Origin of the sequence: Virgibacillus sp. Bac332 (genome assembly GCF_003667785.1) — a bacterium.
GTDB lineage: Bacteria > Bacillota > Bacilli > Bacillales > Amphibacillaceae > Virgibacillus > Virgibacillus salarius.
This window is the reverse complement of record NZ_CP033046.1, coordinates 2,735,023-2,748,793: the sequence shown is the minus strand read 5'-3', so window position 1 is coordinate 2,748,793 and position 13,771 is coordinate 2,735,023. Positions and strand designations below refer to the sequence as shown.

The following is a 13,771-nucleotide window of genomic DNA, read 5'->3' as shown; positions in this document are numbered from 1 at the left end:
CCACATCATAAACGATATACAATTAGCACGAAAGCTCTTTACACATCCCGATATGAAATGATTCGTCTTCGATTATATCAAGTAATTCCATCATATCATCAATGATAAAATCCGCATTAGCACTTCCCCAATATGCATCTCTTTTCCAAATACTTATCATCCCCGACTTTTTAGCAGGATGGACATCATTTTGGGGATGATCACCTACAAATATACTTCTTGCTGCGGCAACTTGTAACCGATCTAAAGCGCTTCTAAAAATCTCTAAGTCTGGCTTTTTTATTCCCTCGTATTCAGATACCAAAACCTCATCCATAAACGGAAAGATCCCTGTTTTACGAATGACATCCATTTGGAACGGTCCTTGTCCATTTGTAATTATGCCAAGTTTTAATGATCGTTCTTGCAGTGCTTCCAGCAATTTTAAAACTTTAGGAAAAAGGATGCAGTTAGTTTTGAACTGAACCAAATAATCAGTTAATAACTGTTTAGGGGTTATGCCAGTCACATTAAATTCCTTAACCATTTGTTGATATACTTTGTCTTTCCACACATATCCCCTTTTATCCAATGTTATAAATCGATTGACATAGCATTTTTTAGGTATATGACTGAAATAAGGATAGAAGCGTTCATATTGATTCGTGGCAAACCGTTTTATAGAAGCTTCTCTATGAAGTAACGTTCCATCCAAATCAAAAATAACAGCTTCTATCATTTTCCCTTACTCCTCATCATTTTGATAAATTCATAATTAGATCCATTCGTATGCTGCGTAAAGGATTCCACAGTCTGAAATCCGGCTTTTTTATACACTTTTATAGCTCGCTGGTTAAAACTAGCCACCGATAACGTTAAACGCTGACAAATATACTTTTTCTCTGCAAACTGAATACCCGCTTGCAAAAAACTTAGCCCTAAACCGAGCCCCGTTAATTCTGGCTTCATCCCAAGCCCAATTTCTACTTTATGATCCCCACAATGATAGGTAAAAAAACCTACTAATTCATTCTTTTCATCATGTACAATAAAATGAGAACCTTGACGTCGTTCAGGATTAAGGAATTCTTGTAAATCTTCTTGATCTTCTTCCATATTATAGAAGCGATACTCTCCATCGTAATACCACTCGTAAGCAATAATTTCAGCCTGTTCCTGCGTCATTGGTTTAAAAGAGTAATGCATATCGGATTCTCCAATCGTGTTGTATCTTTTTCTATAATTAAACTTGAAGTTAAATTATATTTGCTTCCTAAACAAAACTCGATCATGGTTTATCCCATCATATTGCGTGTGAATAGAGATACCATCTACAACGTTATCTCCCTCAACAATATCAAAACCCATATGGGTATGAAATGCTATTGAGTTTCTATTCTTTGGCGAAGTTACACAGCGTATTACTTCAACGTTAAACCGTTTCATAACCTGAAAAAACGTGTGATATAATCGTTTTCCGATTTGCATATTTCGGTGATTTGGGTGTACACCAATAAAATGAATATAAGCCGTGTTTGTCTGGGATTGAGATACGAAGCCTATTAAGAAACCAATGATTTTTCCGTTTTCTTCAGCTATAAAGCTACTATTATTAAAGTGCTCAAAGAACAATTTTGGTACCATATCTGCCATCTGTCTCCCACCCCACCATTCATTTATGATAGGTGAAATACGATAGTAATCAGATCCTTCGATAGACCGAATATTCATTAAATCAACCCCCTTCTTTTATAACTAATTCCACATCCCACTTCATATTATTCTGAATTTTAATTATATCATACGTTCTGAAGCTTTTTTACTTCGTTTAAATTAATGGATTGTAAGTTCTACCTCTAGGCGAAGAAGTTTGTTCTGTGGTTCCAATTTTTGTTCCTATGTCATTTCTTTTTCAACTGTTTGTTTATTTCCTTTTTTCTTAGCCTTATCAGACATAGGTGGTCGTCCTTTCGGGTTTCCCAAGGACTCATTATCACCTTCACTAACAATTTTTTCCATGAACTAATTATTGGAGGTTGTAACCCCAAATTAAATGACTGTTTTCGTTTATGAAGAATCTGTTCTCTTCATAAAGCTTCATACATCCAGTGTAAATGGAACAAAATAAACTTGCTATTCCCGTTGCCTTATTAATCCTTCCCTCCCAAATTTCTTATACAATTCTTCAACCCACCGTTTACGTGGGAACTGCTTGTCAATCCATGCTTCTTAGCCAACATGTCATATCCTAAATAACCCTTTGATATACTCTTACTACTATTAACTTAAATGGATCACTATATTTAGCCATAAAGAAACACCCCAAAAGAAAGATTTCACTCTCACTTTTGGGGTGAAGTACATTTATTTCATTTAGTTATTCTGTTAATAGAGGATAATATCCTTCTTTTGTATGCGTCTCGCTACCAACTAATGGTGGGTTAAATACACATACCATACGCATTTGTGTACGGGCACGAAGTTCATGCTTATCATGTTCATCTAAAAGGTACATAGTTCCTGGTTTTAATTGATATACTTCACCAGTTTCTAATTTTTCAATCTCACCTTCTCCTTCGATACAATAGACAAGTTCAATATGGTTTTTGTACCAGAAGAAGTTGTTGGTACCCGCTTTAATAATGGTATCATTCATGCTAAAACCTACACCATCTTTTTTATAAATAAATCGACGGCTTGACCAATTTTCCCCAGATGTTTCATCTTCTGTTCCAATAATATCTTCAAGTGATTTTACGATCATGAATAATCTCCTCTTTTCTATCTTATATAAAATGTTTACTTCAATACTTGTTTAATTGCTTCTTCAAGAATATCAAAACCATTATTTATCCCCTCTTCTTCAATTATTAAAGGAGGAAGGAATTTTACAACCTCATCATTTGGTCCAGATGTCTCAACAATTAATCCGCGATTAAATGCCTCCGCACAAATCTTATTGGCAAGATCTGCTTCTTGTATCACAATACCTTGCATAAACCCACGACCTCGTGCCTCACCTTGTAACGTGGAGAATTTATTAATAATAGATTCTATACGTTCACGAATAAGGTTAGCCTTTTGCTGAATAGAGTTGCTAAAGGCAGCTGTTTCCCAATTTGTTAAAGCTTCCGTAGCTGCAATAAACGCTAAATTATTCCCACGGAATGTCCCGTTATGCTCACCTGGTCCCCACTGATCAAATTCTGGTTTAATTAATGTAATAGCCATAGGTAGACCAATACCCCCTATTGATTTAGAGAGACAAATAATATCAGGTTTAATTCCTGCAGGTTCAAAACTAAAGAATGTACCAGTCCTACCACATCCAGCTTGAACATCATCAATAATCAACAGAATATCCCAACGCTTACAGATAGATTCGACTTTCTTTAGCCATTCCATGCTAGCCGCATTGATTCCGCCTTCTCCTTGTACAGTTTCCAAGATAATTGCTGCCGGTAATGCTACACCGCTTCCACTATCCTCAAGGAACCGCTCTAAGTAAGCAATTGAGTCCTGATCCTCCACATATTCGTCAAATGGCATAGAAACACTATGGTGAAGAGGTATTCCTGCACCATGACGTTTAAATGAGTTACCAGTCACGGATAATGAACCTATTGTCATTCCATGAAATGCATTTGTAAAACTAATAACCGTGTCGCGCCCCGTTACCTTTCTAGCTATTTTCAAGGCGCTTTCTACAGTATTCGTTCCAGTTGGTCCCGGAAACATTATTTTATAGTCTAGTTGACGAGGTTTAAGTATAACGTCGTTGAACTGATCTAGAAAGTTCTTTCTAGGAGTTGTGCCCATATCCAAACTATGAATGATTCCGTCATTTTGAATATATTCAATCAGCTTTTGCTGCATAACATCATTGTTATGACCATAATTTAATGCACCAGCACCAGCAAAAAAGTCAATATACTCTTTTCCATCTATATCCCATAGTTTATATCCTTTAGCCTTTGTAAAAATTGTTGGCCAGCCTCTGCTATAGCTTCTAACCGATGATTCCAATTCTTCAAAGGTTTTCATTTTTTCATTATTTAATACTGCTGTAGTCACCAAATCATCCTTTTATTCATTATTTCCCTTTTGAAAAGGGCCAATCTTATACAGTTGCTCATCTTCATGTCCTGTTCGTGGAAAATCAATTGATAAATAATAATTTCCAACCACACATTCTGTGTCTAGCTTTTTTGCTAAACCTAAAAATAAATACTGAGAAGGTAAATTGGATGGTGATACCGTTGCTTCAATAAATCGAATCTCTGATAATTGTTCCCGCTCTAACAACTTCATCAACATTTTCGTTCCTAACCCTTTACCCCGTTGAGTTTCTCGAACAGCAACCTGCCAGATGAATAATGTATTCGGTTTATTCGGATGAATAAACCCAGAAATGAATCCGACCGTTTCCCCTTCACTTTTCACAACAATGGATGATTCTGAGAACATATCACACCATAGGATATAGCTATAAGAAGAGTTAAGGTCAAGGTTACCAATTTCATGGATTAGTTCCCACACAGCTGCCCCATCATCTTTTGTAGGCATACGAAACTCAAGTTCCTGATCAATTTCACGTGTTTTTGTAATCGTGCTAATGGTTCTTTGGATGCTTCCACCTCCCAGACTTTGGTAAATAATCTACTATATAAGCTTATAAATAATTAGGGGGAAGCGTCAAAAGCCTTTAAACCTTATATAGCTTGATTAAACTTGCTGAGTTACGGTGACAGTTAAATAAAGGGCAATCCTTTAAGAATAGCGCCCAAAAATTCTAAAAAATACGATGGTTATACCAATTCAATTAGTTGCAATTCCAAAAAAACTTCAAATTCGCCAAAAAGCGTCGAAAATATAGGAATGAGCCCATTTAGCAGATATATCATTAAGAATCCTCGACCATATTGGTATGTTACAAGCATTCAATTATTTCTGTTTTTTAACAATAAATAAAAGAAGTACCATAACCCTATTTATTAAGGGAATAGCACTTCTATTAAATACTAATTCGACGCTATCTTTTCTTTTATTAGCATATTTTTCTCTATCTCCCCATTTTTAATAACAACTTGTACAGTTTCATTCGTTGCAAGTGAGTAAATATCCTCCAATGGATTCCCCTTTACAACAATAACATCTGCTAACTTTCCTGTTTCAATTGTTCCTACTTTTTCTTCCCATCCTAAACATTCAGCAGCCGTTTTCGTCGAAGCAACAATAGCTTCCATAGGGCTCATTCCAACGTCTACCATAAGCCCTAATTCTCGAAGATTCGTCCCATGCTTCATTACGCCAGCATCCGTACCCATTGCTATTTTCACACCAGCTTGATGTGCTTTAGCAATACTTGCTTTATGCTGTTCAATTACCTCTTTCGATTTTTGCACGGCTGTATCAGGCATGCCTGTTTCCTTTGCTGTTTCCAGAACGGCAACTGGCGCAAGCAAGGTTGGTACTAAAAACGTACCATTTTCAAGCATCATTTCAATGGCTTCATCATCTAAAAATATTCCATGCTCAATGGAATGAATTCCTGCTTTAACAGCATTTTTAATCCCTTCAGCACCTTGTGCATGTGCCATAACTTTTACGTTTTTCCGAAAACGTCCTTCCTCTACGATCGCTTTAAGTTCATTTAATGAGAATTGAGTAAATTCTGGGTGATCTGTGGCACTCAATACTCCACCAGTTGCATGAACTTTAATAACTTCAGCTCCTGCACGTAGCATTTCTCTTGTCTTTTTACGAACCTCTTCCACCCCATCACACTTTCCACTTGGCATTCCAGGATAATTAGAAGGTAAAAGATCAACTACATTTCCGGAAACTGTATAACCATCTCCATGTCCACCAGTAATTGTTAAGGCGTTAATACTTAATTGTAATCTTGGTCCAGAAATAAGCCCTTCTTCAATGGCCTTTTTCACTCCTAGATCAGTCCCCAATGCGTCCCGAACTGAAGTAATACCTGCATGTAACGTAGTCTTTAAATACTTAGCTGCTTGATAATACATAAATGAGAATGGTGTTGCAAGCCTATCAGCAATTGGCGAAAATTCCATCATCATATGCACATGAGAATCAATTAATCCAGGTAAAATAGTGCCTCCTTGAGCATCTATTACAGCTTCTTCTCCGGATTTCGCATACCCTTCTTGTTTACCTACATAGGTGATTTTCTGATCTTCAATAACCACAATTGAATTTTTTAATGGTTCTTTTCCTGTACCGTCAATTACAGAGCCATTTTCAATAATTATTTTACTCATTTAATCTTCCTCCTTATAGTGTTTGAACCAAAAACCCAGCAATAACAACAGATGCAACAGTAACAGTAGTGAATCCGCCAATAAGCATTGGAGCTAGTAATTCATTAAAGATAATTTTCTCTTCTTCTTCATTTCGTGCAGCACTTCGACTAACTTCTTCACATAGGAGATAGTCACCTGGAAAGCCAAACAATGCAGTTAATGCTACTGGCATTCCTTTTAATGGATCCCATTTGACTAGCTTAGAAACAATAAACCCACCCAGCGCAATACCAAATGTTCCCAAAATTAGAATTAATAGAATGCTTGGTAAATTGGCTAGTACTTCTTGTGGTGTTACATCTGCCATTGTACCAATTACTACAAAGACAATCGCAATCATCGTAATGGTGAATGAATTTGCTTTTTCTAATGTCTTCGTTTCAAAAATCCCAATTTTAAGTCCTGCAATTCCAATCGCCAAACACCATAATGTAGCATGAATAGGAGTTACTTCACCTAACGTAGTACCAATAGCTGCACCGATAAATATATAAAATAACTTAAGAACCGCACTTTCTCTTAGTGGACTAGCTTTTGTTTTCTCTTTGGTTGCAGCAACTTCATTTGCCATAGGCACAAAGGTTCCATTATCCAGTTGGTTTTGTATTTTCACTGCATACTTGCGCATAAAATTTAGTGCAAGAGGCATCCCGAACAAACCTTGAAAAGCTACGATTAAAGCAGGAATAACAACTAAGCTTGATCTTCCAATCGATGCAAGTTCTTCAGAAGTAATGAGGAGAGCAATAATTCCACCGCTTAGAGGTCCAACTCCAGCAACAGCCGTGCCATAATCAAACATGAGCGAAACAATAACAAGAATAATAATTCCTGATACAATAACTCCACCAAGTGCAATCAATACAGCTTTTACTTGGCTTCTTAACAAAGATAGTGGGATCATCGTCCCCATATGCAAAATAGCTGGTCCTACTAAAATAGCTCCTAAAGCAGCAAATTGTGATTTTTCTAAAATGTCTTCAGGAAATATTCCTGTCCAGACACAAACTAGGAATCCAACCATGGCTGTTAGGAGCATGGGAATCCGAGCTCTAGAAATAATGGAGAGCCATTCTCCTAGGGCAATTAACGCAAAAATAAGTGCAGTAGCAATAAGTGGATTACTTAACAAGAGAACCCCTCCTCAAAATGAATTTTTATTACTATATCACCAGCTTAAATTTTTGTCTATACTGTTTTTTCAGACAATTTATTACAGTTTTAATAGTATAAGTTAATTAATTTTTTCGAATTAACTAGCCCAATTATTGATTTATCAGCAAAGAAAACGGTTCCTTTATTATCGATACATGATTTCAATTCCCGCTCATATACGACGAATTTCGACAAAATTTTTTTGATTTTCAAGGAATATAGAAATTTATGTGGCGTTTATATCTAAAAACGCTCTACTTAAAAGACGGACAACGTACTCTTTATCTTCAGATGCGTAGATAAACTATTACGGAAGAAAAGGTTTCGGACGGAAAACATAAAACCCTCTGTACATTAGCATAAGGCTGCTAACAAGCCAGCAGAGGAAAAGCAAAGTATCTTTCAGGAGCAGCTTCGTTGCACGAACCGTTATTTCTAGTTGGTTATCATTCTTTGTTTTTAAAATTTTTATCCTATCTTATTAATAGCGCTTCTAATTACACTTGCGCCCACTACTATTATTCCATTAAAGCATAGGTTATTAGTGTAGATTTAAGCAAAGAGGTGATTATTTGTGGATAATAACGATAATCGTTTAAAGCGAGTTGAACGGAATCCCTTTCATGGCTTAATGGAACAAATGGATGCATTCTTTAATGAATCTGCAAAGAATTTCAATTCATTGGTAAAACGCCCTTTAAACGTCCATACCTATGAAACAAAGTCAAATGTAATTGTTGAAGCAGAATTACCTGGATATAAACGTGACCAAATCCAATTAGAGATTATCGGAAATCAATTACGTATTGCAGTGGAAGAATTTTCATCCAATGAGCAGGAAAGAAGCTACCGCGGCCAACGTGCGGAACGAACAATTACGATTCCATTCACCATATCGGAAAAAGAAACAAAGGCTGACTTAAACAATGGAATATTACAAATAACCATTCCTAAGAAGAATTCAAGTAGACGATTCATTGATATTAATGACTGACAGAAAAAACACCATTTTAACATAACATTTTGTTAAGATGGTGTTTTGAATGTAAGGACATTCTCCTTTCATATTTATGCTAATTTTTCTTCATTATCTTGTGGTGGATCAATATTTTCACTTTGCTTTGCCCAAATGGTTGCTAGAATAGGTCCCGAAATATTATGCCAAACACTAAACAAGGCACTCGGAACCGCCGCGATCGGTGAAAAATAAGCAAGTGCCAATGTTGAACCAAGTCCAGAATTTTGCATACCCACTTCAATTGCCACCGCCTTTTGATCTTTGATATCAAGTTTTACAACTTTTGCTAGCAGAAATCCAAGTAGTAATCCTAATCCATTATGCAAAATTACAACTGAAAAGACAGTAAATGCTGATGAAGTAATATTTTCTGTATTCACAGATACAACAGCACCTGCAACTGCAACAATGCCAATAACTGAAACGAGCGGTAAAACTTTTATGCTTTGTTCAACTCGTCTTCGAAATACCATACGAATAACAATGCCTAGAATAATTGGTATTAAAACGATCTTTACAATGGTCAAAAACATACTACCAGCCGAAATCGGCAGCCATTCACTTGCCAATAGCCAAGTCATTGTTGGAGTTAAAACTGGGGCAAGCACTGTAGATACTGCTGTTACGGAAACAGATAGTGCGGTGTTACCTTTTGCTAGAAACGTCATAACATTGGATGCTGTGCCACCTGGGCAGCAACCAACTAAAATAACACCGACTGCTACTTCTGATGGAAGTTGAAAAAGGATGGCCAAGCCATAAGCCAATAAAGGCATGATGGTATATTGTGCTAATACTGTAAGCATGACACTTTTTGGTGCTTGAACGACACCTTTAAAATCAGCCGTGGAAAGTGTTAACCCCATACCAAACATGATGATTCCTAGAAGTAGCGGAATGAATGAAACTATCCAAGAAAAACCACTTGGAAATATAAAACTTAGAGTCCCAAATAGAATAACCCAGATGGCAAATGTGTTGCCTGCAACTGTACTAATTTTTTCTAATAGCTTCAAGTGGACTCCCCCCTTATTTAAATAATATTTCAATATAATAACAAAAATCTGATAATAAAGTCTAGTACTAATTTGCCCTTTTAAGACCTATTAAACATATTGCTGAAGTGACAAAAACAGGAGTATAGTACCAAAGCTAATTAGCCAAGCAGAAATATGTTTTTCAAGATCCATTGTTGTACACGGTAAAAATTTTGGTTTATAATCATAATATATTCAATGAAGAAAAACAGGCACATTCTAAGTTAACGTACATATTTATACCTATATGTACTCATAAGTTGCCCTAATCCAACTGTTTATACAACGACCAAAAGGAGATGACAAAATTGATAGAGGGTAAGCCAATTTACCAATATCAAGTTGGAGATCAACTACAGATTACATCTATTAAACTAAAAAATGTAATGCGAAGAAGACTACTAGATTTAGGTTTTGTACCTGGAGTGACTATAGAAGTAGTACAAAAAAGTCCATTAGGTGACCCTGTAGCGTTTAAAGTGTTTCATACAACAATCGCTTTGCGTAAAGAAGAAAGCTCACTTATTTATGCAAAAAAAATGAATCGCGAGGTGATATAAATGAGTCACACGATTGCCTTAGCAGGTAACCCGAATACCGGAAAAAGTACATTGTTCAATTTATTAACTGGATTGAAACAGCACACTGGAAATTGGCCAGGTAAAACAGTCGTACGTGCGGAAGGAGAACTTAAAACGGATAATCATATCTATCAGGTTATTGATTTACCTGGAACCTATTCCCTTTATTCCAACTCTGCGGATGAAGAAGTCGCAAGAGATTTTATTATTTTTGAAAAGCCAGATATAACCTTAGTTGTCGTAGATGCAACTTCATTAGACCGAAATCTAAATTTAGCATTACAAGTTTTTGAAATGACCAGCAATGCTATTCTTTGCATCAATTTAATTGATGAAGCAAGAAGAAAAGGAATACACATAGATAAGGAAGAGCTATCTCGCCAATTGGGAATTCCGGTTATTTTAATATCAGCCCGAGAAAAAATTGGTATTATTCAATTACTTAAAACGATCGACCAAATGATTGATGGCAAAATACAGACACATCCGTTTCAAGTTCAGTACGCAGACGAGGTGGAACAAAAAATACATGAATTACAGCCTAAAATACAAGCTATTTTTGGTGACTCATTACCTTCCAGATGGCTATCCCTTCGATTATTGGATGGAGATAAGCAACTGCTTGAGGCACTAAAAGCTTATATTCGAGACCCTAACTTCGTCCATTCTCAGCAACAATTAGTAAAGGGGGATTGTTGTCATGGAGCATAATGTTGAACAGAAGCTACACCAGTTAGATAATCTCTTTAATGAACAAGAAAATATGCAATCAGATGACTTACGAGATCACATTGTTTCACGTATATATACATCTTCTCAGGATCTAACTAACAAATCAGTAGCATATTCGAATAAAAAAGTCTCATGGTTAGATGAAAATTTAGACAAAATTCTCACGTCAAAGGCTTTCGGATTTCCGATTATGCTACTTATGCTTGGTGTTGTAATTTATTTAACTATAGCTGGTGCAAATTATCCTGGTGTCGTCATTGCGGAAGCCTTTGCCACTGTGGAAGATTGGTTAACGGCATTATTTCAGTGGTTGCAAGCACCAGACTGGCTATACGGTATCCTAATAGAGGGATTTTATCGTGGAACATCATGGGTGGTTAGTGTAATGCTCCCACCAATGGCAATCTTCTTTCCAATGTTTGCCCTATTGGAGAACTTTGGTTATTTACCAAGGGTTGCCTTCAATTTAGATCGCTTTTTTAAAAAATCAGGTGCACATGGCAAACAATCGTTAACGATGGCTATGGGGTTTGGCTGTAACGCAGCTGCAGTAATGTCTTCACGTATTGTTGAATCTCCAAGAGAGCGAATGCTGGCCATTTTAACAAATAATTTTGTTCCATGTAATGGGCGCTGGCCATTATTAATATTGCTCGCAGGTTTATTCATGGCTGCAGGCTTTTCTGGGGGAATGAATACATTCATATCAGCTGCTGTCGTTGTAGGAATTGTATTATTCGGTGTAATCATGACACTATTTGTATCATGGGCTCTTTCAAAAACATTACTAAGGGGCGTCCCCTCCCACTATACATTGGAGCTGCCTCCATACCGTAAACCCAAAATATGGAACACGATTGTCCGAGCTACTTTAGATAAATCTTGGTTTGTTTTAAAACGGGCTGTTATTGTTGCGGCACCAGCTTCAGTTATTACGTGGATTTTAGCAAATATATTTATTGGTGATTTAAGTATACTTGAGCATGTTGCTGGCTTTTTCGATCCATTCGCACAAGCCATTGGTTTAGATGGATTTATTTTAATGGCTTTTATACTCGGATTTCCTGCAAATGAAATTGTCCTACCAATTTTATTGATGGGATACCTTTCAACAGGTTCTATGATTGAAGTAGATAATCTTAATGATCTAAAGCAAATTTTCCTTGATCATGGATGGACTTGGTTAACCGCATTAAACATGATGCTATTTTCCCTTTTACATTATCCTTGTGGTACAACAATGTTAAATATATGGAAAGAAACTAAAAGTCCTAAATGGACATTTGCTGCTTTTGCGCTGCCAACCGCAATTGCTATTACAGTAACGTTTACAATTGCACAAATCGTTAGAGGTTTAGGGCTTGTATAAGCTTAACCTTGGTTGTTGATTGTTTCTTTCAACACATACGAAGATTAGTGGGCAATATCTGAACTGCGCCCTGTCAAGTAAACAGTGGAAATAATTAATAATAAAAATGGATTTAAGCGGCTTTAGCTCTATCAACAGGGACTAAGGCCGTTTCATTTACTTGATATCTATCATTCGATATAATCATCAATTGCTTTTGAAAGCTCTTTAAACGTTCCTTACCTATGTAGATAATACTTCTCACATTTCTGAGTTCTCCAAAACAATTCCATTGGTCCGTTATCAATGCACTTACCAACTCGGGACATACTGTGTGTCATTTCTGCTAGATCCATCTTACACTGCGGTTACTAAATAGGCAAACAACCTTTTCTATCAGTAATTAACAAGAAACAGAAATTTGGATGATCTAGGGACAATTACCAAACTTTCGGGTAGAAACTACTATATTGATTTAATAGTATGTTTATTTTCCAATGTCCATTAATGACTTTTAATCAAAACGGTATAAATGAGAATAAACAGTACCCCTAATAGGAGATGAATATAAGATGTTGAAAAACTGCCCCTGCGATAATGAATACCATGAATGCTAGCATATCCTAGTGTGCCTATCGCGATTCCCATGCAAACAGATTTTGTTTTGAATGTAAAATCCATTACAAAATGTCCTATTGCTATAAATAAAATCATAAAAAATGCTAACGAAAACGCAGTAATCAGAAAGGGAGAAAGCGTATCTGTCCAAGCTAAAAAAGACACAAATAAAGCCATTCCTTCAGGTATCTGGTGAATCACAAATGGCCCTAATAGTGTTCCATCTAACAACCAGGTAGCACTATCTAATTCCATACCTACCATCAGTCCAACTGGCAGATTATGAAATACAATTCCTATGATTAAAAAAAACGAACTTAAAATCATCCGTGGTCTCAGCTGGTCACTATTAACAGATTTTAATACATTGGTTTCAAGAAATAACATAAAGGATACGCCACCTAGAATTCCAATTATTAATCCTAAACGATTATAATGACCCATAGCCTCAGGAACTAACATGAAAACTACAATTCCTATAAGTATACCAGAAGCAAACAGATAGAGATTTGCAGTCTGTTTGTTAAAAATAATTTTCATAATCGATGCTAAGAAACCTCCAAATAAAAGACCAATAAAAACAAGAACACCTACGATGACTACTAATTTCATTCACAACCTCTCCTTAAGGATATATTTATACAAGCTCAGAAAAAATTATGAATGAAAGTGAAAATTCAATCAGTGAGGGTTTTACTGCCAGTTATATGTGGGATAAATGTTCATGAATACGTGTATTTTTCATCCATTTTTTACACATTGTTTACCATCATTTCATACATACTTAAAAATGCTGCTTTATACTTGAATTAAAGCTATAGATAATACATGTATGGAGGGATCCAAATGAGGTTTCTTGCCAAAGTTGCTATTTGTCTTACGGCTATGATTATCTACTATGTTTAATTTTCTATGTATGCAAGAAAAGCAACTCCCTTTCAAGCTACAACCTTCTTAATCCATTCAGTCCATAA

Annotated in this window: 15 protein-coding genes; 4 read left to right on the top strand and 11 right to left on the bottom strand. The window is 36.1% G+C overall.

Translation table 11 applies throughout. From position 1 onward, the window contains the following. Window positions 1-22: 22 nt before the first annotated feature. The 9 genes from D9782_RS13030 to D9782_RS12995 all read right to left on the bottom strand — a co-directional run bounded on the left by D9782_RS13030 (window position 23) and on the right by D9782_RS12995 (window position 7,440). Complete coding sequence (locus D9782_RS13030) at window positions 23-718, bottom strand: HAD family hydrolase (protein ID WP_121604960.1); 696 nt, start codon at window positions 716-718, stop codon at window positions 23-25. Beyond that, window positions 715-1,185: a GNAT family N-acetyltransferase gene (locus D9782_RS13025; protein WP_121604959.1), complete on the bottom strand. Its 471-nt coding sequence runs from the start codon at window positions 1,183-1,185 to the stop codon at window positions 715-717. The genes D9782_RS13030 and D9782_RS13025 overlap by 4 nt, the downstream gene beginning before the upstream one ends. Window positions 1,186-1,239: 54 nt before the next feature. Beyond that, window positions 1,240-1,710, bottom strand: a complete 471-nt coding sequence (locus D9782_RS13020; protein ID WP_121604958.1) for a GNAT family N-acetyltransferase — start codon at window positions 1,708-1,710, stop codon at window positions 1,240-1,242. Between the two features lie 165 nt (window positions 1,711-1,875). Further along, window positions 1,876-1,998, bottom strand: coding sequence for a hypothetical protein (locus D9782_RS23810; RefSeq protein WP_256365747.1), 123 nt, complete (start codon window positions 1,996-1,998; stop codon window positions 1,876-1,878). Between the two features lie 358 nt (window positions 1,999-2,356). Further along, on the bottom strand, window positions 2,357-2,743 hold the full coding sequence (locus D9782_RS13015) for an ectoine synthase (protein ID WP_026682243.1): 387 nt from the start codon (window positions 2,741-2,743) through the stop codon (window positions 2,357-2,359). Window positions 2,744-2,778: 35 nt separating this feature from the next. Beyond that, window positions 2,779-4,056 (bottom strand): diaminobutyrate--2-oxoglutarate transaminase, encoded by a 1,278-nt coding sequence (gene ectB, locus D9782_RS13010; protein WP_371413951.1) that lies wholly within the window; start codon window positions 4,054-4,056, stop codon window positions 2,779-2,781. A gap of 9 nt (window positions 4,057-4,065) precedes the next feature. Beyond that, a complete protein-coding gene (gene ectA, locus D9782_RS13005; protein ID WP_121604957.1) occupies window positions 4,066-4,545 on the bottom strand; it encodes a diaminobutyrate acetyltransferase in 480 nt (159 codons plus the stop codon). A 455-nt stretch (window positions 4,546-5,000) separates the two neighbouring features. Further along, the gene (locus D9782_RS13000) at window positions 5,001-6,266 is read right to left on the bottom strand and encodes a metal-dependent hydrolase family protein (RefSeq protein ID WP_121604956.1); all 1,266 of its coding nucleotides are present in this window, start codon (window positions 6,264-6,266) and stop codon (window positions 5,001-5,003) included. A gap of 13 nt (window positions 6,267-6,279) precedes the next feature. Then, window positions 6,280-7,440 (bottom strand): hypothetical protein, encoded by a 1,161-nt coding sequence (locus D9782_RS12995; RefSeq protein ID WP_026682247.1) that lies wholly within the window; start codon window positions 7,438-7,440, stop codon window positions 6,280-6,282. A gap of 597 nt (window positions 7,441-8,037) precedes the next feature. On the opposite strand from D9782_RS12995, the gene D9782_RS12990 reads away from it, so the two are divergent. Further along, window positions 8,038-8,457, top strand: a complete 420-nt coding sequence (locus tag D9782_RS12990; RefSeq protein ID WP_051388387.1) for an Hsp20/alpha crystallin family protein — start codon at window positions 8,038-8,040, stop codon at window positions 8,455-8,457. Between the two features lie 74 nt (window positions 8,458-8,531). Here D9782_RS12990 and D9782_RS12985 read toward each other — a convergent pair whose 3' ends face one another. Then, entirely contained in the window at window positions 8,532-9,497 is a 966-nt protein-coding gene (locus D9782_RS12985; protein ID WP_121604955.1) for a bile acid:sodium symporter family protein, read from the bottom strand. A gap of 329 nt (window positions 9,498-9,826) precedes the next feature. Between D9782_RS12985 and D9782_RS23340 the strand changes: the two genes are divergently transcribed. Genes D9782_RS23340 through D9782_RS12975 form a run of 3 tightly spaced genes read left to right on the top strand, consistent with a single transcriptional unit; the run spans window position 9,827 to window position 12,200 of the window. Next, window positions 9,827-10,078, top strand: a complete 252-nt coding sequence (locus tag D9782_RS23340) for a FeoA family protein (protein ID WP_318279949.1) — start codon at window positions 9,827-9,829, stop codon at window positions 10,076-10,078. Beyond that, the gene (locus D9782_RS12980) at window positions 10,079-10,810 is read left to right on the top strand and encodes a FeoB small GTPase domain-containing protein (protein WP_205388452.1); all 732 of its coding nucleotides are present in this window, start codon (window positions 10,079-10,081) and stop codon (window positions 10,808-10,810) included. It begins immediately after the preceding gene. Then, window positions 10,800-12,200, top strand: a complete 1,401-nt coding sequence (locus D9782_RS12975; RefSeq protein ID WP_026682251.1) for a nucleoside recognition domain-containing protein — start codon at window positions 10,800-10,802, stop codon at window positions 12,198-12,200. Before D9782_RS12980 ends, D9782_RS12975 begins: the two co-directional genes overlap by 11 nt. 483 nt (window positions 12,201-12,683) lie before the next feature. Here the strand turns inward: D9782_RS12975 and D9782_RS12970 are convergent, their stop codons facing one another. Further along, window positions 12,684-13,409: a ZIP family metal transporter gene (locus D9782_RS12970; RefSeq protein ID WP_121604954.1), complete on the bottom strand. Its 726-nt coding sequence runs from the start codon at window positions 13,407-13,409 to the stop codon at window positions 12,684-12,686. Between the last annotated feature and the right edge of the window lie 362 nt (window positions 13,410-13,771).